Source organism: Kitasatospora sp. NPDC036993, assembly GCF_055607525.1.
Genome location: NZ_JBVJRP010000014.1, coordinates 1 through 23,511 on the forward strand (window position 1 = coordinate 1; position 23,511 = coordinate 23,511).

General features: G+C 73.8%; 23 protein-coding genes. 8 read left to right on the forward strand and 15 right to left on the reverse strand.

Features of this window, described 5'->3' with window-relative positions; all coding sequences use genetic code 11:
- The first annotated feature begins 435 nt into the window (after positions 1-435).
- Entirely contained in the window at positions 436-1,518 is a 1,083-nt protein-coding gene (locus tag ACZ7C5_RS27375) for a right-handed parallel beta-helix repeat-containing protein (protein WP_470323643.1), read from the forward strand.
- Positions 1,519-1,646: 128 nt separating this feature from the next.
- Positions 1,647-2,681 carry a methyltransferase gene (locus ACZ7C5_RS27380; protein ID WP_401085641.1) on the forward strand — a complete coding sequence of 345 codons (1,035 nt, stop codon included), beginning with the start codon at positions 1,647-1,649 and terminating at the stop codon, positions 2,679-2,681.
- Between the two features lie 85 nt (positions 2,682-2,766).
- Here the strand turns inward: ACZ7C5_RS27380 and ACZ7C5_RS27385 are convergent, their stop codons facing one another.
- From ACZ7C5_RS27385 to ACZ7C5_RS27425, 9 genes are all read right to left on the reverse strand, one after another.
- Positions 2,767-3,459, reverse strand: coding sequence for a class F sortase (locus ACZ7C5_RS27385; protein WP_401085639.1), 693 nt, complete (start codon positions 3,457-3,459; stop codon positions 2,767-2,769).
- 102 nt (positions 3,460-3,561) lie between these two features.
- The gene (locus ACZ7C5_RS27390; protein WP_401085636.1) at positions 3,562-3,993 is read right to left on the reverse strand and encodes a hypothetical protein; all 432 of its coding nucleotides are present in this window, start codon (positions 3,991-3,993) and stop codon (positions 3,562-3,564) included.
- A gap of 284 nt (positions 3,994-4,277) precedes the next feature.
- Positions 4,278-4,607 (reverse strand): TcmI family type II polyketide cyclase, encoded by a 330-nt coding sequence (locus ACZ7C5_RS27395; protein WP_401085634.1) that lies wholly within the window; start codon positions 4,605-4,607, stop codon positions 4,278-4,280.
- The gene (locus ACZ7C5_RS27400) at positions 4,604-5,059 is read right to left on the reverse strand and encodes an SRPBCC family protein (RefSeq protein WP_401085632.1); all 456 of its coding nucleotides are present in this window, start codon (positions 5,057-5,059) and stop codon (positions 4,604-4,606) included. Before ACZ7C5_RS27400 ends, ACZ7C5_RS27395 begins: the two co-directional genes overlap by 4 nt.
- Before the next feature lies 1 nt (position 5,060).
- On the reverse strand, positions 5,061-5,321 hold the full coding sequence (locus ACZ7C5_RS27405) for a phosphopantetheine-binding protein (protein ID WP_188297140.1): 261 nt from the start codon (positions 5,319-5,321) through the stop codon (positions 5,061-5,063).
- A gap of 60 nt (positions 5,322-5,381) precedes the next feature.
- On the reverse strand, positions 5,382-6,620 hold the full coding sequence (locus ACZ7C5_RS27410; protein ID WP_401085630.1) for a beta-ketoacyl synthase N-terminal-like domain-containing protein: 1,239 nt from the start codon (positions 6,618-6,620) through the stop codon (positions 5,382-5,384).
- Positions 6,621-6,625: 5 nt separating this feature from the next.
- Positions 6,626-7,882 carry a beta-ketoacyl-[acyl-carrier-protein] synthase family protein gene (locus ACZ7C5_RS27415; RefSeq protein ID WP_401085627.1) on the reverse strand — a complete coding sequence of 419 codons (1,257 nt, stop codon included), beginning with the start codon at positions 7,880-7,882 and terminating at the stop codon, positions 6,626-6,628.
- The gene (locus ACZ7C5_RS27420; protein WP_188297143.1) at positions 7,879-8,304 is read right to left on the reverse strand and encodes a cupin domain-containing protein; all 426 of its coding nucleotides are present in this window, start codon (positions 8,302-8,304) and stop codon (positions 7,879-7,881) included. Before ACZ7C5_RS27420 ends, ACZ7C5_RS27415 begins: the two co-directional genes overlap by 4 nt.
- Positions 8,305-8,363: 59 nt before the next feature.
- Positions 8,364-9,539, reverse strand: coding sequence for a SchA/CurD-like domain-containing protein (locus tag ACZ7C5_RS27425; protein WP_401085623.1), 1,176 nt, complete (start codon positions 9,537-9,539; stop codon positions 8,364-8,366).
- 205 nt (positions 9,540-9,744) lie between these two features.
- Here ACZ7C5_RS27425 and ACZ7C5_RS27430 point away from each other — a divergent pair, with 205 nt between their 5' ends.
- A complete protein-coding gene (locus ACZ7C5_RS27430; RefSeq protein ID WP_401085620.1) occupies positions 9,745-11,466 on the forward strand; it encodes an FAD-dependent oxidoreductase in 1,722 nt (573 codons plus the stop codon).
- Positions 11,467-11,533: 67 nt separating this feature from the next.
- Here the strand turns inward: ACZ7C5_RS27430 and ACZ7C5_RS27435 are convergent, their stop codons facing one another.
- Together ACZ7C5_RS27435 and ACZ7C5_RS27440 are read right to left on the reverse strand one after the other, a co-directional pair.
- Positions 11,534-13,195 (reverse strand): APC family permease, encoded by a 1,662-nt coding sequence (locus ACZ7C5_RS27435; protein ID WP_401085617.1) that lies wholly within the window; start codon positions 13,193-13,195, stop codon positions 11,534-11,536.
- Between the two features lie 268 nt (positions 13,196-13,463).
- A complete protein-coding gene (locus ACZ7C5_RS27440; RefSeq protein ID WP_401085614.1) occupies positions 13,464-14,384 on the reverse strand; it encodes a threonine/serine dehydratase in 921 nt (306 codons plus the stop codon).
- Between the two features lie 308 nt (positions 14,385-14,692).
- Between ACZ7C5_RS27440 and ACZ7C5_RS27445 the strand changes: the two genes are divergently transcribed.
- Both ACZ7C5_RS27445 and ACZ7C5_RS27450 read left to right on the forward strand, forming a co-directional pair.
- The gene (locus ACZ7C5_RS27445) at positions 14,693-15,571 is read left to right on the forward strand and encodes a DMT family transporter (protein WP_401085611.1); all 879 of its coding nucleotides are present in this window, start codon (positions 14,693-14,695) and stop codon (positions 15,569-15,571) included.
- 71 nt (positions 15,572-15,642) lie between these two features.
- Positions 15,643-15,906 carry a hypothetical protein gene (locus tag ACZ7C5_RS27450; protein ID WP_470323644.1) on the forward strand — a complete coding sequence of 88 codons (264 nt, stop codon included), beginning with the start codon at positions 15,643-15,645 and terminating at the stop codon, positions 15,904-15,906.
- A 78-nt stretch (positions 15,907-15,984) separates the two neighbouring features.
- Here ACZ7C5_RS27450 and ACZ7C5_RS27455 read toward each other — a convergent pair whose 3' ends face one another.
- Positions 15,985-16,305 (reverse strand): hypothetical protein, encoded by a 321-nt coding sequence (locus tag ACZ7C5_RS27455; RefSeq protein ID WP_401085605.1) that lies wholly within the window; start codon positions 16,303-16,305, stop codon positions 15,985-15,987.
- Entirely contained in the window at positions 16,302-16,643 is a 342-nt protein-coding gene (locus ACZ7C5_RS27460; protein WP_470323645.1) for an SAV_915 family protein, read from the reverse strand. The genes ACZ7C5_RS27455 and ACZ7C5_RS27460 overlap by 4 nt, the downstream gene beginning before the upstream one ends.
- Before the next feature lie 377 nt (positions 16,644-17,020).
- Here ACZ7C5_RS27460 and ACZ7C5_RS27465 point away from each other — a divergent pair, with 377 nt between their 5' ends.
- Positions 17,021-19,243, forward strand: coding sequence for an NADP-dependent isocitrate dehydrogenase (locus ACZ7C5_RS27465; RefSeq protein ID WP_401085600.1), 2,223 nt, complete (start codon positions 17,021-17,023; stop codon positions 19,241-19,243).
- Between the two features lie 86 nt (positions 19,244-19,329).
- On the opposite strand, the gene ACZ7C5_RS27470 is transcribed toward ACZ7C5_RS27465, so the two are convergent.
- Complete coding sequence (locus tag ACZ7C5_RS27470; RefSeq protein ID WP_401085597.1) at positions 19,330-19,950, reverse strand: YdcF family protein; 621 nt, start codon at positions 19,948-19,950, stop codon at positions 19,330-19,332.
- Positions 19,951-20,096: 146 nt separating this feature from the next.
- The gene (locus ACZ7C5_RS27475; RefSeq protein WP_470323646.1) at positions 20,097-21,119 is read right to left on the reverse strand and encodes a cytochrome c oxidase assembly protein; all 1,023 of its coding nucleotides are present in this window, start codon (positions 21,117-21,119) and stop codon (positions 20,097-20,099) included.
- A gap of 221 nt (positions 21,120-21,340) precedes the next feature.
- On the opposite strand from ACZ7C5_RS27475, the gene ACZ7C5_RS27480 reads away from it, so the two are divergent.
- Together ACZ7C5_RS27480 and ACZ7C5_RS27485 are read left to right on the forward strand one after the other, a co-directional pair.
- The gene (locus ACZ7C5_RS27480) at positions 21,341-22,306 is read left to right on the forward strand and encodes an NAD-dependent epimerase/dehydratase family protein (RefSeq protein ID WP_470323647.1); all 966 of its coding nucleotides are present in this window, start codon (positions 21,341-21,343) and stop codon (positions 22,304-22,306) included.
- A 303-nt stretch (positions 22,307-22,609) separates the two neighbouring features.
- Positions 22,610-23,332 (forward strand): M24 family metallopeptidase, encoded by a 723-nt coding sequence (locus tag ACZ7C5_RS27485; RefSeq protein ID WP_401085588.1) that lies wholly within the window; start codon positions 22,610-22,612, stop codon positions 23,330-23,332.
- Positions 23,333-23,511: the final 179 nt, after the last annotated feature.

Below are 23,511 nucleotides of genomic sequence, written 5' to 3' on the forward strand. Positions count from 1 at the left end.
ACCGGGTGGCTGGACATTTGGCTGGGTTGTCGTTCCTCTTGGGTCGGCATTCTTTGGCACGGGCGCCGGCCGTGCCCTGAGCCGTCCTGCCGCTCCCCCCCCGGCGCCCTCGACCGCACCCGCGGTCGGCCGCGCCGTCACATCCGCCCCCGTCACCCACCGCGGCCCGCGCCACGCCCGGCCACCGGTCGGACGCCACGCCCGAGCGCCCCTCCCCGCGCCACGCCGGACCCTCCCACGCCCGGTCGACGCCCCGTCAGTCCCGCAGCCCAGCCCTGGTGGCGGGCCCACCCGGCCGACCGTACCGTCGACACGGCCGCACCCACCGGCCGTCACCGCCCGCGCACAGCGCGTCAGCCCACACCGCCGGACCGTGCGGGAGACCCCGACACCAGCACGAACACCGCGCGCGCCGAAAGAGACAGGTCACCACACATGCCCACGCGACGGGTCCACCACCTCGCCGCGGCCACCGCCGCCGCCACCGCCCTGACCACCGTCCTCACCGCGCTGGTCGCCGCCCCCGCGGCCCACGCCGACCTCGGCGGCCAGCTGCGCTTCGTCCAGCCCGGCCAGTCGATCCAGCAGGTCGTCGACGCCGCCGGGCCCGGCGACACCGTCCAGCTGTTCGTCGGCACCTACCGGGGCAGCGTCCGCATCACCACCCCGGGCCTCACCCTGCGCGGCGCCGGCGCCGACAGCGTGATCGCCCCGGGGGACGGCACCGAGAACGCCTGTGCCACCGCAGGGCACGGCATCTGCGTGGCCGGCACCGAGGAGCAGCCGCTGCCGGGCGTCACGATCGAGAGCCTCGCCGTCACCGGTTTCCGGAAGAACGGCATCGACGCCAGTGGCACCACCGGCCTGACCGTCAGCCGCACCTACGTCCACGACAACGCCCAGCAGGGCATCAGCCAGGAGATGTCCACCCGGGCCGTCATCCGCGGCAACCGCTCGGCCGACAACGGCCAGTCCGGCGTCTTCCTCGCCAACTACGCCTACCGCGAGGGCGGCGCGCCCGACGCCGGCGGCACCCTGGTCGAGGGCAACGAGCTGACCGGCAACCGGGTCGGCGTCACCGTCCGCCGGCTGCGCGGGCTGGCCGTCCAGGACAACGGGATCAGCGGCAACTGCGCCGGGGTCTTCGTGGTCGGCGACGAGGGTACGCCGCGCGCCGGGGACCTCGACGTACGGCGCAACACCGTCCTCGGCAACAACAGGTTCTGCCCGGCCAACCCGCGTCTGGGCGCCATCCAGGGCGCCGGCATCGTGCTCACCGGCACCGAGGACGCCCGGGTGACCGGCAACGAGGTGCGCGACAACACGGGCAGCTCCGACTTCTCCGGCGGCATCGTCCTCTTCAGGAGCGTCGTCGGCGTCTCGAACGCCCGCGCCGTGGTCACCGACAACCACCTGAGCGGCAACGGCCCGGCGGACCTCGCCGACCGCGACGCCGGCGCCGACAACACCTTCGCCCGCAACACCTGCGAGCGCTCCGAACCGGCCGGCCGCTGCTGAACCCCGGCCCTCCCGCGCCGCTCGCCGCCCCCGCTGCCCGCGCCCCGCGCCGCCCGCGGTCCCCGCGTCGTCGGCCGCCCCCGCGCCGCCCGCCGCCCAGGAACCCCCAGGACCCGAGGAGCCCAGCCATGACCACCGCACCCGCCCACACCACTCCCCAGGCCGCGATGCGCCTGCGCGAGCTCGTCTTCGGCGCCGCCTGCGCCGCCGCCGTCCGCGCGGCCGCCCGGCTCGGTGCCGCCGACGCGCTCGGCGACACCCCGGCCACCGTCACCGAACTCGCCGCCACGCTCGACACCGAGCCCCGCCAGCTGCGCCGCCTGCTGCGCGCGCTCGCCTGCTACGGGATCTTCGCGGAGACCGGCGAGGACCGCTTCGAGCACACCGAGATGTCCCGCCTGCTGCGCGAGGACGCCCCCAACTCGCTGCGCTACATCTCCCTCTGGTGCACCGAGCCGTGGACCTGGGAGGCCTGGCCGCGGCTGGACGAGGCCGTCCGCTCCGGCCGCAACGTCTTCCCCGAGCTGTTCGGCAAGGAGTTCTTCGACTACCTGCACAGCGACGCGGGCGACTCGGCGAAGGTCTTCGACAAGGCGATGACCACCTCCAGCCGGCAGTCCGCCGTGGACTTCGCCGAGTACCTGGACCTCACCGGCATCGACTCGGTGGCGGACATCGGCGGCGGCCAGGGCCACGTCCTGGCCAGCCTGCTGGAGAAGCACCCGGCGCTGCACGGCACCCTGCTCGACCTGCCCAAGGTGGTGGCCGGCGCCGATCCCAGGCTCCGGGACGGCGGCGCCTTCTCCGCCCGGGCCCGTCTGGTGCCGGGCGACTGCCGGGTGGAGATCCCGGTCCGCGCCGACCTCTACATCATCAAGAACATCCTGGAGTGGGACGACGACAGCACCCGCCGCACCCTCGCCAACGTGGTGAAGGCGGCCGGCTCCGGCGCCCGCGTCGTGGTGGTGGAGAACCTGGTCGACAACAGCCCGTCGATGCGCTTCACCACCGCCATGGACCTGATGCTGATGCTCAACGTGGGCGGTGCCAAGCACTCCGAGGAGAGCATGGCCGGGCTGATGGCGGAGGCCGGGCTGACGGTCACCGCGGTCCGCCCGGTCAACCCGTACCTGCACGCCTTCGAGGCCATCGTGAGCGGCTGAGCCGCCGCCGTACGCACGGACGGCCGCCGGCCCCGACGTACGGGGGCCGGCGGCCGCGCGCGTCCACACCGGGGGCGAGGCCGGATCAGCCCGGGTGCGAGGACTCCAGGTGGGCGAAGACCACGACGTTGTCCAGGTAGTCGCGCCGCTTCTTGTCGTACGTGCCGCCGCAGGTGATCAGCCGCAGCTGGGCGTCCGGCGTCCTGCCGTACACCTTCCCGTCGGGGAAGGCGTCCTTGGCGAAGGTCTCCACCGAGTCGACCGTGAACACCGCGACCGTGCCGTCCGCGCGGCTCACCTCGACCTTGTTGCCCGGCAGCAGCAGGCTCAGCAGCAGGAACACCGCCGGGCCCTTGCTGGTGTCCACGTGCCCGGCGACGACCGCGCTGCCGCGCTCCCCGGGGGTGACGCCGTCCCGGTACCAGCCGACCAGGTTCTTGTCGTCCGGCGGCGGCGCGTCGAGCTGTCCGGCCGGGTTGAGGGCCAGTTCGGTGAACGGCGCGTCCACGGCGATCTGCGGGATCCGCAGCCGGGTCGGCTTGGCCCGGCCGAGCGCCGGCGACTGCGGTGCGGCGGCCGGTGCCGGGCCCGCGTCGGCGGCGCCCGAAGGCCCGGGGACGGCGGGTGCGGCGGCGGCCGGGGGAGCGGCCCGGTCCTGCGACCCGTCCGCGTCCGACCCGGTGTCCACCGAGTTGTAGATCAGCAGCAGCCCGACCGCTGCCGCGCCCATCCCCGCGCGCAGCAGCCGGGGCATTCCAGGGGCGGGACCGTCCGTCATTCCTGTCCTCCGCTCGACCGGTTCCACGACGGCCCGCCGCCCCCGGTGCGCCCGCCCCGTGCGGGGAGGCGCCCGGAGGCGGCGGAAGCAGGGTGACCGGCGTCAGGCGACCGCGCCGGAGGAACGGCGTCCGCGGCGCAGGGCGTACGCGCCCGCGCCGAGGCCGCCGAGCAGCAGCACCGCGCCGGAGGCGAGCCCGCTGCCGGACAGCGCCAGGCCGCCGCCACCGGTGTGCACGCCGCCGTGCGGGGTCTTGTGGTCCTCTTCCTTGGCTTCGGTGCCCTTGTGCTCGTCGCTGCCCTTGGCTTCGGTGCCCTTGGCCTCGGTGCCCTTGTGCTCGTCGGAGGCGGCACCGCTCCTCTTGTCGTCGGTGCCCTTGGAGTTGTCGGAGGTCTTCTCGGTCTTGTCCTGCTTCTCCTGCCAGGTCAGGTTCTTGCCCTGGTCGGCGGCCCCGTCGGCGAAGGCGATGGGGGTGCCGACGGTGAGCACGGCGGCGACGGCCGCCCCGGCGAGCAGCGTGCGTGCAGAACGCATGAGGATGATCCTTCCGGCGCGCAGGACCGCGACTGCCGACACGGTGCCGGGCAAGGGGACTCGCGGGGGGTGCGCCTGATCCACCGTCATCCACCGTGCGGCCGCCTGCCACCGGAGTGTGGCAGCGCCGGTACGGAGCGTGGGCCCTTCGGGTGGAGTCCCGGGCGTGTTCACCCGGATCGCCCGGCCGACCGGGTGAATCCCGCCGTCGGCGGGCCGGTCAGGACGCACCCGGGCCCGCCCCCGGCACACGGCCGGGGGCGGGCCCGTCGGGGAGCGCCGGATCAGCGGTCCCAGCGGTAGAACTCCCGCGCCATCGCGTCCTTCGGCTCCCGCCAGGTGGCCGGGTCGTACGCCTGTACGTACGCGGTGAGGCGGTCGCTGACGGTCCGGAACTCGGGGTGCCCGAGGACCTTGGCGACGGCCGGTCCCGGCGGTCGGTCGGCCTCGATCAGGTGCAGGTAGACGTCGCCGAACTGGAAGAGGCTGCGACCGGTGACCCCGATCAGGTGCGGCAGCTCGCCCTGGTCGGACTCGGCGAACACCTCGGCGATGCCCGGCGCGGCCCCGGGCTTCATCCGGGCGACGATCAGCGCCCGGTGCGCGCCGGTCACAGCTCCGCCGCCCGCTTCTCTACCTTCTCCCGGATCAGCTGCATCTGGACCTTCGAGTTCCGGTCGATGTGGGCGGTCATCCCCTTGTCGTCGACCGGGGCGGTCGGCTTCATCGCGAAGTCCTGGATCCAGCGCATCCTGGTGCCGGCCGGCACCTCCGCGTACTCCCAGCGGATCTCCATGAACTCGAACGGTCCGGGCTCGACCCGGCGGGCGCGCACCGAGAGCGTGTCCCGGTCGGGCTCCCGCTCGGAGACCCAGCTCCACACCTGGCCGTTGTCGTCCGGGTGCATGGTGAGCCGGAACCGCACCAGGCTGCCCTGGCGGTCCAGCACCTCCACCGAGGCGTACTCGCTGAACAGCTGCGGCCAGTTCTCCAGGTCGTTGGTCGTCTCCCAGACCAGGTCGAGCGGGGCGGCGATGACGATCTCGTTGTCGGTGTGTCCGGGCATCTCAGGCACCGGCCTTCGTGGCGAGGGAGGAGTTGACCAGCTCCAGGAACTCGGCCGGGGTCTTGGCCGACTCGGCGCCCGAGGTGACCTTGAGGCCGTGCCGGTTCTCCAGTTCGCCGACCACGCCGAGCAGGCCGAGCGAGTCGATGCCGAACGTGTCGAACTCCGCGCCCGGCTCCGCCAGGTCGTCCGGGTCGACGGTGACCCCGGCCCGGGCCTGGAGCAGGTCGGCGAGGTCCGGATAGCTGAGGGTGTTGCTCACGGGGTGTCCCTTCGGAGGTGTGACGGGGTGGTTCACGGCCGGTGGTTCGCGGCCGGTGGGTCAGGGCCGCGCGCGCCGGAGCACCAGCGCGGAGTTGGAGCCCATCAGCCCGCGGCTGAGCACCAGCGCGGTGTTCAGCTCGGCCGGACGGGCGCGGCCGGTCACCAGGGCGAGGTCGTGGCAGACCTCGGTGACGTTGGGGGTGGGCGGCAGCACGCCGTCCTCCATGGCCAGCACGGCGGCGGTCACGTCGAGCACCGGGGCGCCGCAGTAGGCCCGCCCCGTACCGGTCTTGGGCGCGGTGACCGGGACCCGTTCGGCGGCCGGGCCGAGCGCGTCGGCCAGCGCCAGGGCCTCGGCCCGGTCGGCGGCCGGCACGCCCAGGGCGTCCGCGAAGACCACGTCGACCTCCTCGGCCGCGATGCGGGCCTCGTCCAGCGCGATCCGGATCGCGGCGGCCAGCCCCTCCCTGGACTCCTCCCAGCGGGAGGCCCCGGTGAAGGTGGCGCCGTGCCCGACCAGCCGCGCCCGGACGCGGGCGCCGCGCCGGCGGGCCGCTTCCTCGTCCTCCAGCAGCAGCATCGCGCCGCCCTCGGCGGGGGAGAAGCCGCAGGCCTGCCGGGTGAACGGCAGGTACGCCCGCTCGGCGCTGTCGGCCAGGCTGAGTTCCGGGTAGCCGAGCTGGCAGACCATCGAGTACGGCGCCAGCGGGGCCTCGGCGGCGCCGGCCACCACCGCGTCGGTGCCGCGCTCGATCGCCCGGGCGGCGTGCGCGAGGGCGTCCAGCCCGCCGGCCTCGTCGCCGGCGACCACCCCGCACGGGCCCTTGTAGCCGCCGCGGATCGAGATCTGTCCCGTGCTGGCCGCGTAGAACCAGGCGATGGACTGGTATGGGCCGACGAACTTCGGTCCCTGGCCCCAGAGTTGCTGGAGCTCGCGCTGGCCGAACTCGCCGCCGCCGGAGCCGGCCGCGGTCACCACGCCGACCGCGAAGGGCTGTTCGGGGTCGGGCCGGAAGCCGGCGTCCGTCACCGCCAGGTCGGCGGCGGCCATCGCGTAGTGCGTGAAACGGTCGGTCTGCACCAGGAAGCGGTTGTCGATCACCGACCGCGGATCGAACCCGTCGACCTGGCCCGCGATCCGCAGCGGCAGCTCGGTGCAGCCCTCGCGGGATATCCGGTCGAGGACGCTCACGCCCTGCCTGGTGGCCTTCCAGAAGGCGTCGGCCCCGACCCCGTTCGGCGCCACCACGCCGAGGCCGGTGACCACCGCCCGGCGGCCCTGCTGACGTGACGTCATGGAACTCACCCCGTTCTGTTGAGCACGACGGCGGACTGGAATCCGCCGAATCCGCTGCCGACCGAGAGGATGTGGCTCAGCGGCAGCTCGCGCGCGGTGCGCGGCACGTAGTCGAGGTCGCACTCCGGGTCCGGAGTCTCGTAGTTGGCGGTCGGCGGCACGACGCCGTGGGTGAGCGCCAGGGTGCAGGCGACGACCTCGATGGCGCCGATCGCGCCCAGCGAGTGCCCGACCATCGACTTGATCGAGCTCATCGGCGTCCTGAAGGCGTGCCCGCCCAGCGAGCGCTTGACCGCGGCGGTCTCGTGCCGGTCGTTCTGCTTGGTCCCCGAGCCGTGCGCGTTGACGTAGTCCACCGCGGTGCGGTCCACCCGGGCGTGGGCGAGCGCCTCGTCGATCGCCCGGGACATCTCCAGCCCCTCCTTGGTGAGGCCGGTCATGTGGTAGGCGTTGCCGAAGGTGGCGAAGCCGCCGATCTCGCCGTAGATCCTGGCGCCGCGGCGGCGGGCGTGCTCCAGTTCCTCCAGCACCAGGACGGCGCCGCCCTCGCCGAGTACGAAGCCGTCCCGGTCGGCGTCGAAGGGGCGGGAGGCGTGCCGCGGGTCGTCGTTGCGCTCGCTGGTCGCCTTGATGGCGTCGAAGCAGGCGACGGTGATCGGCGAGATCGGGGAGTCGGAGGCGCCGGCGACGCAGATGTCGGCGCGTCCCTCCTCGACGGCCTGGAAGCCGTAGCCGATCGCGTCCAGCCCCGAGGTGCAGCCGGTGGAGACGGTCTGCACCGGGCCGTGCGCGCCGGTCCGCTCGGCCACCGCGGAGGCCAGCGTGCTGGGCGCGAAGGCCCGGTGCAGCTGCGGCTCGGCCTGCCGGTGGTCCACGTCCCAGCGCGCGCCGGCCGCGCTCACCAGGGCGTAGTCGTGCTCCAGCCGGGTGGTGCCGCCGACGGCGGTGCCGAGCGAGACGGCGATCCGCCACGGGTCCTCGGCGGCCAGGTCCAGGCCGGCGTCGGTGATCGCCTCGTCGGCCGCGGCCATCGCGAACTGCACGTAGCGGTCGGCCCGTCGGACGTCCTCGGGGCCCAGCCCGTGGGCCGCCGGGTCGAAGTCGACCTCGGCGGCGATCCGGGAGCGGAACCCGGTGGGGTCGAAGAGTGTGATGCCCCGGGTCGCGGTGCGGCCGGCCGTGAGCAGCTCCCAGAACGCCGGGACGCCGACCCCGCCGGGCGCGACCACACCGATCCCGGTGACGGCGACGCGCCGGGTCACGAGCCCACCTTGGCGTGTTCCGGAGGCCCGGACGCCGCGGTCCCCTCGGTGCTCACGTGGCCGAGGTCGGGGCGCGGGGCGAGCGGGCCGAGGTGGAAGACCATCCGGGCCTCGGTGTCGCCGACGTTGCGGAAGCGGTGGCGCATGTCGATCGGGATCATCAGGCCCTGGTCGGGCTTGAGCGGGTGGGGCTTCCCGTCCAGGTCCACCTCCAGCTCGCCGCAGACGACGAACACGAACTCCTCGGAGTACGGGTGGTAGTGCTCGCCGATCCGTTCGCCGGGCCTGACGATCGCCAGGCCCATGAAGCCGCTGGTCGCACCGCAGCTGGTCGGGGTGAGCATGGTGCGCAGCTCGGCGCCGTGGCGGCGGTTCTCCGGTGCCTCGTGGACGCTGACGATCCGTGGGTACTGCGTGGTCATGGTGGTCTACCTCCGGGGGAGCCGCCGCGGCGGTGACGCGGCAGCGAAGTGACGCAGCGTCAGTTGTTGATCGGGTCGGCGGAACTGCGGTCGGTGACGGGGTTCATGGCGCGGGCGGCGAGGAAGGCGCCGAGCCCCGCGGCCGTGCGCAGGTCACCGTGCGGGCCGAGGTCGAGCAGCCCGGCGAGCACGGCGGCCTGCCGGTCGTCGGCCACGCCGAGGGCGGCCGCCGGGTCCGCCTCGGCCGGCACCCGCAGGTCGACCAGGCGCACCACCACGTCCTCGCGGTGGAAGACGGTGGCCGCCGCGACCGGCCCGGTCGGGTCGGCGGTGGCCAGGTTGTCGTGCTCGGCGAGCAGTTCGGCCACGGCCTGTCCCCGGCCCGGCCGGACGGGGTAGAGCACGGCGTGCCGGTGCAGCCGGGCGGAGGCGGGGGAGCTGGCGATCGCCTGGTGCCGGGCGGGCAGCGCGGCCTTGGCGAAGAACGCCCGGGCGGCCTGCGGGTCGCCCAGCAGGCGGGCCTCCTCCAGGTGCGGGTTGAGCGCCTCCTCGACGGCCCGCACCTCGGGCTGCATCGCCACGTGGCGCAGCGCGTCGCCGAGGTTGCCGACCACCTCGACGGCCCGGACCACCCGGTTGCCGAGCATGAACAGCGAGGTGCGGCGCAGCCGGGTGTGCTCGTCCACCTCGGCCCGGGGGGAGGCGTAGCCGGAGAGGATGCGGGCCACCTCTGGCTCGCTGCCCGGCTTGACGGTGAAGGTCAGCGCGTGGCGGACCACGCCGTCCGGGCCCGGTGCGGCCTTGGGCGGGCCGATGTGCCCGGCGGGCGCGGTGCGCGGCAGGCCGGGCGGCACCTCCATCGGGGCCCGGGTGCCGGTCGAGCCCGCCGCCGAGGTCTCGCGCAGCACGGTGTAGCGCAGCGAGCGGAAGTTGTCGCTGACGCAGCCGTGCATCGGCTTGACCATCTCCCGGTGGGCCGGGCTGTCCACCCACTCCAGGAAGGTCTCCTGGTCCCGCCACTCGCTGGTGATCAGCCACTGGCGCGGGTCGTTGATCGACTGGCAGAGCTGGTCGCTGACGTGGCCGGGGACCGAGGCCACCTGGTGGCGCAGCTGCTCGTACACGTCGAGGAAGCGCTGCTGGGCGCCGTCCTGGATCTCCAGCATCAGCACCACCCGCAGCCGGCTGTCGGCCTCGTCCTGCTGCTTCGGCTGGGGTTCGGACAGAGTTGTCATGATCCACTTTCTGCTCTGGGCCGCACGCTGCGGGCCGTTCGGCCGTGCCCGGCGGGTGCTCCCCGGCCTGGGAGGCGGTGCGACGGCGGGTCGGCCGGGCGGTCGGCGCCAGGCCTGAGGTCGATCGTGGGCGGCGCGGCGGGCGCGGCGCGAGATTTGCGGGCCATCCGGGGGAAGGGGCGCCACGGTCCCCCTCGGGCGGGGGATGGAAGAGCGGGGCCCCCGGCTGGGCGGGCCCGTCGAGGGCGGCGCCGGGCCCAGTCGCCGGGCCGCGGAATCCCCTGACAGGGCGGAGCAATTGATGAATCCGAAGGTTGAGGACCGGGTGCCGGTCCTGATCGTGGGCGGCTCGCTGGTCGGGCTGTCGGCCTCGCTCTTCCTCGGTCGGCTCGGGGTCGGACACCTGCTGGTCGAGAAGCACGCCGACACGTCGCACCACCCGCGCGGGCGCGGCAACAACGTCCGCACCATGGAGCTGTACCGGGTGGCGGGGATCGAGCCGGCGATCCGCGAGGCGGCCTCGATCCTCGCCCCGAACCACGGCATCCTCCAGGCCCCCTCGCTGACCGGCGCCGAGCAGGAGTGGCTGTTCCGGGACATCGACCCGGGCGGCCGGCTGGCCCGCTTCAGCCCCAGCGCCTGGTGCCTGTGCAGCCAGAACGACCTGGAGCCGGTGCTGCGGCGCGCCGCCCGCGAACTCGACGCCGAGCTGCGGTTCGGCACCGAGCTGGTCTCCTTCGAGCAGGACGCGGACGGCGTCACCTCGGTGCTGCGCAGCCGGGAGACCGGCGAGCAGCGGGTGGTGCGCTCGGAGTTCCTGATCGCCGCGGACGGCCCGCGCAGCCCGGTCCGCGAGCACCTGGGCATCGGCCGGAGCGGCAGGGGCGAGCTGTTCCACAACGTCAGCATCACGTTCAGGGCGAAGCGGCTGGCCGAGGTGGTCGGCGACCGGCACTTCATCGCCTGCTACCTCACCAATCCGGAGGCGGACGGCGCGCTGCTGCCGGTGGACAACCAGGAGGAGTGGGTCTTCCACGCGCCCTGGCACCCCGAGCAGGGCGAGCCGCTGGAGGCCTTCACCGACGAGCGCTGCGAGCGGCACATCCGCACCGCCGTCGGCCTGCCGGAGCTGGACGTCGAGGTCACCGGCCGGGCCCCCTGGCACGCCGCCGAGCGGGTGGCCGAGCGGTACGGCGCCGGGCGGGTGTTCCTCGCCGGGGACTCCGCCCACGAGATGTCCCCGACCGGGGCGTTCGGTTCCAACACCGGCATCCAGGACGCCCACAACCTGGCCTGGAAGATCTCCGCGGTGCTGTGCGGCTGGGCCGGGCCCGGGCTGCTGGAGACGTACGGGCAGGAGCGCCGCCCGGTCGCCGAGGTGACCAGTGAGCGCGCCTCGGCCCGCTCCGCCGAGCACAGCCACCCGGGCTACACGGTGGTGCCCGGCGTCGGGCGGCAGACCGGGGTGCTGGCGGTGGCGCTCGGCTACCGCTACCCGGTGGGCGCGGTGATCGGGGCGGACCGGACCGCGCCGGTCGTCCCCGAGCGGTTCGAGTCGGCGGGCGAGCCGGGCAGCCGCGCCCCGCACCAGTGGCTGCTGCGTGCCGGCGTGCGGCTCTCCGCGCTGGACCTGTACGAGCAGGCGATGGTGCTGCTCACCGGTCCCGAGGGCGGTGCCTGGCAGGCGGGGGCCCGGCGCGCGGCCGACCGGCTGGCCGTCCCGCTGGACGGCTACCGGATCGGCGACGGGGCCGAGGACGACCTGGCTCCCGAGCCCGGCGCGGACTTCGCCGCGCTGCACGGCGTCGGCCCCGAGGGCGCCGTGCTGGTCCGCCCGGACGGCTTCGTCGCGTGGCGCTCGCCGGGCCCGCCGCAGGACGCGGAGGCCGAACTCACGACGGCGCTGCGGACGCTGCTGAGCCTGTAGCCCCGGGGAACGCGGAGGGGCCCGCCGGTCGCACGCCCGGCGGGCCCCTCCTGTCGGTCGTCGGTGCTCAGTGGCCGCCCTCGTCGACCACCTCGACGTCGGCGATCTCCTGCTCGATCGCCTCGGTCGGCAGCGCCACCCGGATCGCCCAGTAGTAGATGACCAGCGAGAACACCGCGACCAGAGCCATGTCGACCCACATCGGGATGTTGCCGGTGCCGTCGCCGAAGCTGCCCTGCCAGGAGATCAGGCCCAGTCCGACCAGGTAGGGCGGCAGCCACTGGGCGGACTTCCAGCTCAGCCGGGGCGCGTTCGGCAGCCCCTTCCTGATCGCGTACGCGGCGTAGCTGCCGAGCAGGAGGTAGCCGAGCACGATCGCGATGCCCAGCCGGGAGAGGGTGTGCCAGCCGGACCAGTAGATGATCAGGCTGGAGACCACGAACGCGGCCGGGGAGATCAGCTCGCCCAGCGGCAGCCGGTAGGGACGCTCGTGCCCGGGCAGCCGGCGGCGCATCGCGCCGAAGGCCAGCGGGGCACCGGCGTACATCAGCACGCTGGCGGAGGTGATGAAGCCGACCAGTTCCTGCCAGCTCGGGAAGGGCAGGAAGCAGATCACACCGGTGACGAAGGCGATGACCAGGCCGAACCACGGCACGCCGTTCTTGTCCAGCTCCTCGAACCGCTGCGGGGCGTAGCCGTTGCGGCTCAGGCCGTAGGAGATGCGCGAGGTCGAGGTGGTGTAGATCAGTCCGCTGCCGCCGGGAGAGATCACGGCGTCCATGTAGAGCACCCAGGCCAGCCAGCCGAGGCCGACCACGGTGGCGAGGCCGGCGAAGGGGCCGTCGATGCCGGGGAAGTCGAGCTTGTCCCAGCCGTTGGCGAAGGAGCTGACGGGCAGCGCGCCGATGAAGACGACCTGGAGCAGGGTGTAGATCAGGCTGCCGATGGCGACCGAACCGAGCACGGCCCGGGGGATGTCGCGCTTGGGGTTGCGGCTCTCACCGGCGAGCTGGATGGCCTGCTCGAAGCCGAGCAGGGCGAAGATGATGCCGCTGGTGCTGATCGCCGCGAGCACACCCTGGGCGCCGAACGGCGCGAAGCCGTGCGAGGTGAAGTTGGAGCCGTGGAAGTTGGTCAGGGCCAGCACGAAGATCGTGAGCAGTGGGACGAAGATCTTCAGCCAGGTGGCGATGTTGTTGGTGCGGGCCAGGACGCGCACCCCCAGGAAGTTCACCGCGACGAACACCGCCATGAGCACGGTGGAGACGGCGAAGCCGCTGGCGGTGAGGGTGTTGTTGTCGTTGAGCAGGCCGCCTGCCCAGGACCAGTGCCGGGCGTAGCCGATCATCGCCTCGACCTCGATCGGCGCGACGGTCGCCGCCTGGAGCCAGGAGAACCAGCCGAAGGACATGCCGGCCAGGCCGCCGAAGGCGTAGTGCGGGTACCGCGCGGTACCGCCCGAGACCGGGAACATGCTGCCGAGCTCGGCGTGCACGAGCGCGAGCAGCACGATCGCGACCGTGCCGATGCCCCAGGACACGACGGCGGCCGGGCCGGCCGCCATCACGCCCTCCTTCGCACCGAACAGCCAGCCGGAGCCGATGATCGAGCCGACCGAGGCCCACATGAGGCCGATGAGGCCGACGTGGCGGCGCAGTGAGCGGTGCGGGGTTCCGGATGAGGAGTCGGTGCCCTGGTCGGGCGGCGAGATCTGGTTGAGGGAAGCCATGAACGATCTCTCTGTGGGTGGGGGCTCCGGGGTGGGTGGAGCGATGAGAGTTGCCACACAGTAGGACTTTTCAGGTGCCCTTGCACAGATTTCATTACTGAATGTTTACATTCTTTTCCGGAGATCCTTGCAGGTAGGGGCCGTGATTGCCTCCGATCTCTTACGTATTCGATCGATCTGCCGCGAATTTCGACTGTGCCGCGCGGGGCGGCATGATAGACGGTCTATTCGATGATGGGAATAGTGGTCTCCGTATAGCGGCGCCGGACTAATCCACCAGATCGGACGGGTCGGTGTTCGCGCCGCAGAGCAGGACGGCGACGCGCTCGCCCGCGGCCTGGTCGAGTGCGGCGAGGGCGGTGGCGGCCGCGTACTCGACGGCGATCCGGCGGTCCTCCCACAGCTGCCGGCGGGCGCGCACGATGGCCTCGTCGTCGACCAGCACCGAGCGGACGCCCTCGTGCGCGGCCTCGGCCACGGCGAGGGCGGTGGCCCGGCGGGCACCGAGCGAGTCCTGGGCGACGGAGTCGACCGGGACGTCCACCGGGCGGCCCGCGGCCAGGGCGGCGTTCAGCGCGCGGCTGCCCGTCGGCTCCACGGCGAGCACCCGGACGCCGTGCTCGCGGGCCGCCACCGCGACCCCGGCGAAGAGCCCGCCGCCACCCACCGACAGCACCACGGTGTCCAGCCCCGGCACCCTGTCGCGGATCTCGGTCAGTACCGTCCCGGCGCCGGCCGCGATCAGCGGGTGGTCGTACGCGTGCGAGGACAGCGCTCCGCTGCCGGCCGCGAACTCCTCGCAGGCCAGCAGCGCCTCCGCGTACTGCCGGCCCGCCAGCCGCACCTCGGCTCCGTACGAGCGCAGCCGCGCCAGCTTCACCGGGGAGGCCGTCTCGGGCAGGAACACGGTGGCCCGGACGCCGAGTTCGCGGGCCGCCCAGGCGCAGGCCAGCCCGGCGTTGCCGCCCGAGGCGATGGTCACGCCGGCGTCCGGGAGGGTGCCCGCCTCGGCGTGCGCGAGCAGGAAGTTCTGCGCGCCGCGCGCCTTGAAGCTGCCGGTGTGCTGGAGGAACTCCAGGGCCAGCCAGGTCCGCCCCCCGTCGTCCCCCGGCGCCACCGTCACCGGGCGCACCCGTCCGGAGATCCGCTTCCCCGCGGCCTCGACCTCGTCGTACGTCAGCTGGTCCATCGTGTTCCGCTCCTTCGTCGAGTGGTGTGCTCCACCGGGGTCCGGCCGCCGGGGGTTCCGGCCGGTGGGAGCCCCGGTCAGGGCCGACGGTACGTCCCGTTCGTGGACGAGGGAAGATCGCGGACCCCGCGAGCGGGACGGGCGTACGCTGGCTCCGTGCGTTTCGTGATCCTCCCCCCGCCGGCCCGCTAGCGGGCGGCCCACTCCACCCACTCCGGCCCGACGGGAGCTGCCCGCGGCCGGGGCGATGACTGCCGCCCGCGCACCCAGCGGACCCGAACCGGCAACCCATCGTGGAGTACCGACGCATGACCTCGTACGCTGCCGTGCCCTTCCGGCACGGCCTCCTGTCCATTTCCGCCGCCGCCGTCGCCTGGGGCGTGGGCGGCGCCGTGTCCGCGCTGCTGATGCGCACCGGCGGGCTCGGCCCGGCGGGCGTCTCCTGTTGGCGCTTCGGCGTCGCCGCGCTCTGCCTGGCCCTGCTGCCGAACCGTGAACCCCGCGGTGGGCGGGCTGCCGCCCGGTGGCGGGCCGCCGTGCTGACCGGGCTCGGCCTGGCGGTCAGCCAGTGCGCCTACTTCGGCTCGGTGCGGTACGCGGGCCTCGGCCTCGGCACCCTGGTCACCATCGGCGCCGGGCCGGTGTTCACCAGCCTCGGCGCCCACCTGCTGCTCGGCGAGCGCCTCACCCGTCGCGCGGCCGCCGCCGTGGCACTGGCCCTGGGCGGCCTCGCCCTGCTGGTGGCCGCCCCGGCGGCGGGCCCGCGACCGGCCCTCGGCGTCGCGCTGGCCGTGCTCGCGGGCGCAGGCCAGAGCGGCCTCACCCTCTGGGCCAGGGGCGGCGGTTCGGCCAGGGCCGGTACCGGCGCCTTCACCACCGGGCTGCTCCTCCTGCTCCCGCTCGCGGCCGTCCAGGGCGTCCAGGGCCTGCTGCCGACGGCGGGGGATCCGGCGGTGACCGGGGTGGCGCTGCTCTTCCTGGGCACCGTGCCCACCCTGTTCGCCTACCGCTGGTACTTCACCGGCCTGACCGTCGTGCCGAGCACGACGGCCGCGGTGCTGGTCCTGCTGGAGCCCGCGACCGCGGCCGTGATCGGCGTGCTGTTCCTCGGCGAGCCGCTGACGGCGGGCCTGCTGGCGGGCTCGGCGCTGCTGCTCGCGGCCATCGCGGCGCTGGCGCGGGAGTAGCCGCTCCGGCGGCCACCCGGGCGGGCGTCGTACGGTCGCCCGGGGCCCGGCGGCGTGCTCTCGTGGTCCGCATGAACAGCTCACTCCCGGCCCGGGTGGCCGCCGCGACCGCCTCCGTCCTCCTGCTCACCACCGTCGCCGGGGCGGTGGTCGCCGCCGCCGGCCCGGCGACGGTGGTGAGCGGGCGCCGGGACGTCACCGCCGACCAGTGCCGGGGCGCGGGCGGGCACGTCGAGGGCAGCGGCTACTGCGTCGACGCGCTCGGGGACGACAGCTGGGGGCAGCCCGTCGACGGCCAGGCGGTCAACCCGGATCCGCGCCCCGGGGAGGAGTGAGCGGCCGGAAAGCCCGGTGCTCCGCCCCTCTCCCGGTTCGCCGAGGGGAGCGGGGTCCGCGGACCGTACCGGCGCCGGTCAGGGCACCGGCCGCAGGGTGACCGGGGCCGGGGTGAGGGCGCGCAGCACGAGGTCGATGCGCACCCTGGCGGCGCCCGCGCGGTGCAGGGCGGCGGAGACCGCCCGTAACTCCTCGGGTCCCGTGCAGGCCAGGCGCAGTTCGAGGTCGGCCTCGCCGGCCAGGGCCAGGCCGCTCTGGACGGCCGGGAACTCCGCCGCGAGGCGGTCGAAGTCGAGCGGGACCGGGCCGTGGCTGATCCGGGCGATCGCGTGCAGCGACCGGGCCGGCCGGGGCGCCGGGCCGGGACCGCCCGGGACGAGCCGGAGCGGGGCGCTCACCGGCGCTGGAGCTGGGTGGCCGGGGTCAGGGGCGGGACGGGCGGCGTCGCCTGGGTGGTGACGGGAGGGAGGGCGACGGGAGGGAGGGCGACGGACGGGGCGACCAGCCTTGGGTCCAGCACCAGGGTGTCGATCCCCAGCGGGGCGATGAGGCCGCGCAGGGCGGGCTCGCCGAGTTCGGTGTACGCCTGGTCGGGCCCGAGGAGGGCGGCGAGGCCCTCCGGGCTGGAGAATCCGACCGCGCAGCGGCGGCCGTCGCGCAGACGGAACAGGCGGAGTGCCGTGGTGCTTCCGGTGCCGGAGGTGGAGACCGGTACGTGCCAGACGTCGCGGGCCATGCGGATGCTCCCGGGTGGGGTGGTGGTGCCTGCCGGAACTACTGCCTCGACGCTAGGGCGGCCCGGCCCCGGCGTCGCCTGTCCTGACGCGGCATTGACCGAATGGGGCGGTGCGTTGACGCACTCCTGACGTCCGGCTCACCCGAGTGGACCAAACCACCGGCCGGGCGCTCCGCTTGCCCCGCCCCCCGACCCGGACGACCGTGGAGTCCGCCCCCTCGTCCGGCTCGGACGACGGCGGGAATCGCCCCCGTCCGGCCCGCCGGAGCGCCTCCGGAAGGGACCGGAGTGCGTTCGGAACCGGGGGGAGGTGGAGCTGGGGCCCCGGGACGAGATATCTTGACGTCAAGACGTTGGAGACGCGAAGCGGAGTACCGATGACTGACTCGACCATCATCTATACGCACACCGACGAGGCTCCGGCCCTGGCGACCTACTCGTTCCTGCCGGTGGTCCAGGCGTACGCCTCGACCGCGGGCGTGCGGGTGGAGACCCGTGACATCTCCCTGGCCGGGCGGATCATCGCGAGCTTCCCGGAGCGTCTCACCGAGGCGCAGCGGATCGGCGACGCCCTGGCCGAGCTGGGTGAGCTGGCCAAGACCCCGGGTGCCAACATCATCAAGCTGCCGAACGTCTCGGCCTCGGTGCCGCAGCTCAAGGCCGCGATCGCCGAGCTCCAGGCCCAGGGCTACGCCCTGCCGGACTACCCGGACGACCCGCGGACCGACGAGGACGAGGACGTCCGCGTCCGTTACGACAAGATCAAGGGCAGCGCCGTCAACCCGGTCCTGCGCGAGGGCAACTCGGACCGCCGGGCCCCGCAGTCGGTCAAGAACTACGCCAAGAACCACCCGCACCGCATGGGTGCCTGGACGGCGGACTCGAAGACCAACGTCGCCACCATGGGTGAGAACGACTTCAGGTCCACCGAGAAGTCCGCCGTGATCGCCGCCGCCGGTGCCCTGCGCATCGAGCTGCTCGGCGAGGACGGCACCACCACCGTGCTGCGCGAGAAGGTGCCGGTGCTGGCCGGCGAGGTCGTCGACGCCTCGGTGCTGCGCGTCGCCGCCCTGAACGAGTTCCTGGCCGCGCAGATCGCCCGCGCCAAGGCCGAGGGCGTGCTGTTCTCGGTGCACCTCAAGGCCACCATGATGAAGGTCTCCGACCCGATCGTCTTCGGCCACGTGGTCCGCGCCTTCTTCCCGAAGACCTTCGCGAAGTACGGCGAGGCGCTGGTCGCCGCCGGCCTGAACCCGAACAACGGCCTCGGCGGCATCCTGGCCGGCCTCGACGGCGTGCCGCACCTGGGCGCCGAGATCAAGGCCTCCTTCGAGGCCGAGCTGGCCGAGGGACCGGCCCTGGCCATGGTCGACTCCGACAAGGGGATCACCAACCTGCACGTGCCGAGCGACGTCATCGTCGACGCCTCGATGCCGGCCATGATCCGCACCTCCGGCCACATGTGGGGCCCGGACGGCAAGGAGGCCGACACCCTGGCCGTGCTGCCGGACAGCAGCTACTCCGGCGTGTACCAGGCCGTCATCGACGACTGCCGCGCCCACGGCGCCCTGGACCCGGCGACCATCGGCTCCGTGCCGAACGTCGGCCTGATGGCCCAGAAGGCCGAGGAGTACGGCTCGCACGACAAGACCTTCGAGATCGCCGCCGCGGGCACCGTCCGCCTGGTCGACGCCGAGGGCACCGTGGTGCTGGAGCAGGCCGTCCAGCCGGGCGACATCTTCCGCGCCTGCCAGACCAAGGACCTGCCGATCCAGGACTGGGTCAAGCTGGCCGTCACCCGCGCCCGCGCCACCGGCGACCCGGCGGTGTTCTGGCTGGACGAGGACCGCGCCCACGACGCGGTGCTGATCGGGAAGGTCAAGCAGTACCTGCCGGAGCACGACACCACCGGCCTTCAGATCGAGATCAAGTCCCCGGTCGAGGCCACCAAGTTCTCGCTGGAGCGCATCCGCCGCGGCGAGAACACCATCTCGGTGACCGGCAACGTGCTGCGTGACTACCTGACCGACCTGTTCCCGATCCTGGAGCTGGGCACCAGCGCCAAGATGCTGTCGGTCGTCCCGCTGATGGCGGGCGGCGGTCTGTTCGAGACCGGCGCCGGCGGCTCCGCCCCGAAGCACGTCCAGCAGCTGGTCAAGGAGAACTACCTGCGCTGGGACAGCCTGGGCGAGTTCTTCGCGCTGGCCGCCAGCTTCGAGCACCTGGCGACCAGCGCCGGCAACGCCCGCGCCCAGGTGCTGGCCGACACCCTGGACCGTGCCACCGGCACCTTCCTCAACGAGGACAAGTCGCCGAGCCGCCGCCTCGGTGGCATCGACAACCGCGGCAGCCACTTCTACCTGGCGATGTACTGGGCCCAGGAGCTGGCCGGGCAGACCGTCGACGCCGAGCTGGCCCAGGCCTTCGCCGGCCTGGCCGCGACGCTGACCGAGCAGGAGTCGGCCATCGTGGACGAGCTGATCGCCGTCCAGGGCTCGCCGGTCGACCTCGGTGGCTACTACCAGCCGGACCCGGCCAAGGCCGCCGCGGTGATGCGTCCGTCCAAGACGTTCAACGAGGCGCTCGCCAACCTCGGCTGAAAGCCGGCCGAGTCGATCTGACACCAGGCCCCGGGTCCGCGAGTGCGGACCCGGGGCCTGCGGCTGCCCGGGCGCGGGCGGCGGGCTCAGGCCCGGCTCAGGGGCGACCCGGACGCGGCGCGGGGACGGTCGAACAGGGCGAGGGCGGTGCCGACGGCCTCGCGCAGCAGGAGGTACGGGCCGTGCGCCAGCGGGCCGTCCGCGCCGAGCACGGCGGCGGGGGCGCCGGCCCGGCGGGCGGCGAGGGCGGAGCGGACGGTGTGGAAGCCGTTGGTGACCACCGTGCAGCGGTAGCCGGGGCGCTCGGCGGCCATCAGGGCGGCGCTGAAGCGCAGGTTCTCGGCGGTGTTCACGGCCCGCTCCTCGCGCCGGATCCGTTCGGCCGGGATGCCCCGGGCGATCAGGTAGCGGGACATCGTGGCGGCCTCGGTGCACTCCTCGTGCGGCCCCTTCCCACCGGTCACCAGGACCAGGGGGGCGAATCCGGCGGCCTCCTCGACGGCGAATCGTTCCAGCGCGGCGTCCAGTCGGGCCGCCAGCGGCGGCGCCGGCTCACAGCCGTGCAACGCGGCGCCCAGGACCACCAGGAAGTCGGAGCCGGCCGGTGCGGACCGGCGGCGCTGGTGCAGCGCCAGACCGAGGAAGCCGAGCAGCCAGAGCAGGACGGACCCGCAGAGCAGGACGGCGACGAACAGCAGGACGTGCATGTCTGTTCGAACGCGTACGGCGGAGGCACCGTTCCGGCGGCCCCTGCGGAACGAGCGTTCCGGTGCGGGCCGGAAACGGCGGAACCCCCGTTCCGCAGGTGGAACGGGGGTTCCCGGGAACGGGGGTTCCGAGGCGGGCGCCGGACTCAGCCGACGTCGGCCGCCGGCGCGACGCCGGTGACCGGGGCGGCGGGGGCGGCCGTGACCGTCCCCGTGCCGCCACGCCGGTCGCGCTTGTGCAGCGAGGCCAGGTAGGCGTTGTACGCCTCCAGCTCGGCGTCGCCGGTGCGCTCCTCGGAGCGGTCGCTGCGGCGGGCCCGGCGCTGCTCGGAGCCCATCCACTGGTAGACCAGCGCGATCAGCACGATCGCGGTCGGGATCTCGCCGAACGCCCAGGTGATGCCGCCGGCCAGCTTCTGGTCCTCCAGCAGGTTCGTCCCGGGTGGCGCGCCCTCCAAGGTGAAGGTGGTGACCAGCGGGTGGCCGGCCATCATCACCGCCACGCCGAAGAAGGCGTGGAACGGCATCCCCATGAACAGCTCGATGATCCGCATCACGTGGCCTGGGCGGTGCGGACCGGGGTCCACGCCCATGATCGGCCAGAAGAAGACCAGACCGGTGAGCAGGAAGTGCACCATCATGAAGATGTGCCCGAGGCGGTACTGCATCAGGAAGTCGAACAGCGGGGTGAAGTAGACCCCGTACAGGCTCGCGATGAACATCGGGATGGTGAACGCCGGGTGCGAGATGATCCGGACGTACCGGCTGTGCAGCAGCGCCACCAGCAGCTCGCGCGGCCCGCGCGGACGGCCCTTGCCGGCCGGGCGCAGCGCCCGCAGCGCCAGCGTGATCGGGGCGCCGAGCAGCAGCAGGATCGGCGTCAGCATGGAGAGCACCATGTGCTGGATCATGTGCGCGCTGAAGAGCGCCATGCCGTAGTCGTTCAGCCCGGTGCAGGTGACCAGCAGCATGCTGGCGACACCCGCCGCCCAGCCGACCATCCGGCCGACCGGCCAGCGGTCGCCGCGCCGGTACAGCCGCACCACGCCGGCCGCGTACAGCCCCAGGACGAGCAGACCGCCGAGCAGGAAGAACCAGTCCGGGGACCAGGTCCACAGGTTGGACAAGGTGAACGGGCCTAGCTGGGTCATCCCGCCGTGGTGGTGCATGCCTGACATTCCGTCGCCCATCGGCGGGTCCTGCTTTCCGTCCTCGTGGTCCCTGGTGCGGGTCCGGTTCGCCCGTTTTGCTTGACATACAGCCTAGGTGGGCCTTACCTCGGGCCGTGCCCCCACCCCCTCCGTACGGGTGCCTCCCCAGCGGCGGCCCGCCTGGCTAGACTGACCGGCCGGGTGCCCCTCGGTCGTCCGGTCGGCAGGGAGAGTCGGAGATGGCAACGGAACACGGGTCCGCGGCACGGCTCGCGACAGGGCCCGCGGTCGCGCTCACCGGGGCGACCGGATTCATCGGCACCGGTGTGCTGGCGGCCCTCGCGGCGCGCGGCGTCCGGGTGCGGGCGCTGGCCCGCAGGCCGCCGGAGGACGCCTGGGCGGGCGCCGCCTGGGTGGCCGGCGACCTCGCCGACCCGGCGGCGCTCGCGGAGCTCTGCGCGGGCGCGGACGTGCTGGTGCACCTCGCCTCCCGGGTCGGCGGCGGCACCGGGGAGTGCGAGGCGGTGAACGACCGGGGCACCGCCGCGCTGATGGCGGCCGCGACCCGCGCCGGGGTACGGCGGATCGTCCACCTCTCCACCGCGGCGGTCTACGGCGAGGGCCCGCACTCCGGCATCGAGGTGGACGAGGTGCCGCCCGCCCCGGTGTCCGAGGCCAGCCGCACCCGGCTGCTCGGCGAGCGCCACGCGCTGGCGGCCGGCGGGCACGTGCTGCGCCCCGGACTGGTCCTCGGGACGGGTGACCGCTGGGTGGTGCCGGCGCTGGCCGAACTCGTCCGCCGGGTGCCGGTCCGCTGGGAGGGCGGCAACGCCCGGCTCTCGGTCGTGGACCGCACCGACCTGGCCCGGCTGATCACCGTGCTCGCCCTGGACGGGCACGCCGTCCCGCCGGGCGTGCACCACGCCTCGCACCCCGAGCCGGTCCGTGGCGGCGACCTGATCGCGGCCCTGGCCGCCCTCGGCCTGCTGCCCGCCCCGGACGGCCCGGCCGTTCCGTGGGAGGAGTGCCGCCGGCTGCTGGCCGCGGCACCCGGCCGGGTCTCCGAGCGCCAGTTCGGCCTGATCGCCCGCGACCACTGGTACCGCAGCGAGCGGATCTGGCGCCTCACCGCCTGCTCGCCCGGACCCGGCCCGCTGGCCCGCCTCCCGGAAGCCGCCGCCTGGTACCGCGAGGTGCTCGGCTAGGGCGCGGCTAGGGCCGTGGTGCCGCGGGGGAGGGCGCAGTCGGCGCCGGCGGTGTCCGGGACCTGTTTCGCGCGGTACTTCGAGAGTGGGCGCCCCGGCCGGCCGGGTACGGATGGTGCGGGCGTTGTTCGTCCGGGGGAGGGCCACCCGGCCGCAGCCGACCCCGCACCGAGGACGGGGAGACTTGCGTCTGCTCGCACATGCGATGCTGTTCGACGCATTCGCCTGGCAGGTGCGGCGGATTTGGAAGTGACGCCTCGTACGAGGTCGGGCCGAAGAATCGCACACGAGGGGATGGGGAGCATGATGGCGGAACAGGTGGAACAGGTGGACCGGGCGGGGCTGGAAGCGCGGCGCGCCGAGGGTCTGGTCCTGGCGCAGGAGAAGGCCCTGGCGCTGTTCGCCGAGGTGGAGGCGCGGGGCCTGGTGGCGCCGGGTGCGGGCGAGCGCGAGGTGAGCGACCGCATCAGGGACCTGGCGAACGAGATGTTCGGTACGACCAAGCACTGGCACAAGCGGATCATCCGCTCGGGCCCGAACACCCTCGCGCCGTACCAGGAGAATCCGCCGGATCGCGTCATCGGGCCGGACGACGTGGCCTTCGCGGACTTCGGCCCGATCTTCGAGGAGTACGAGGCGGACTTCGGCCGGACGTACGTGTTCGGCGACGATCCCCGCAAGCACCGGCTGCTGAGCGACCTGCCCCGGATCTTCGACGCGGGCCGGGCGTTCTTCGCCGGGCACCCGGAGGTCACCGGTCGTGAACTGCACGCCGAGGTCGAGCGGCTCGTCGCGGAAGCGGGCTGGGAGTTGGGCATCTGGCACGCGGGACACCTCGTCGGGGAGTTCCCGCACGAAGTCAACGACGGCGTGAAGACGGATTCGTACATCACTCCGGAGAACACCACCCCGTTGCGAGGGACCGACCGTCGAGGACAGGTGTGCCACTGGATCCTGGAACTGCACTTCGTCGACCGGGAGCGTGGGTTCGGCGGTTTCTACGAGCAGTTGCTCGACCTCGCCTGACGACGCGTGGCGGCCGGCCGGCACCGCCGCCGGCCGGCCGGCCCCGCTCGCGCGCCGGTGGTGTCGGGTGCCGGCCCCTGCCGGTGTCGTTGAACTGGCGGTGCGTCACGCATGGCGCCGGGCAGGGCACGTAGCGATGGACCCCCACCGTGAACGTCGGTCGCGCGCCGACTCCTCGC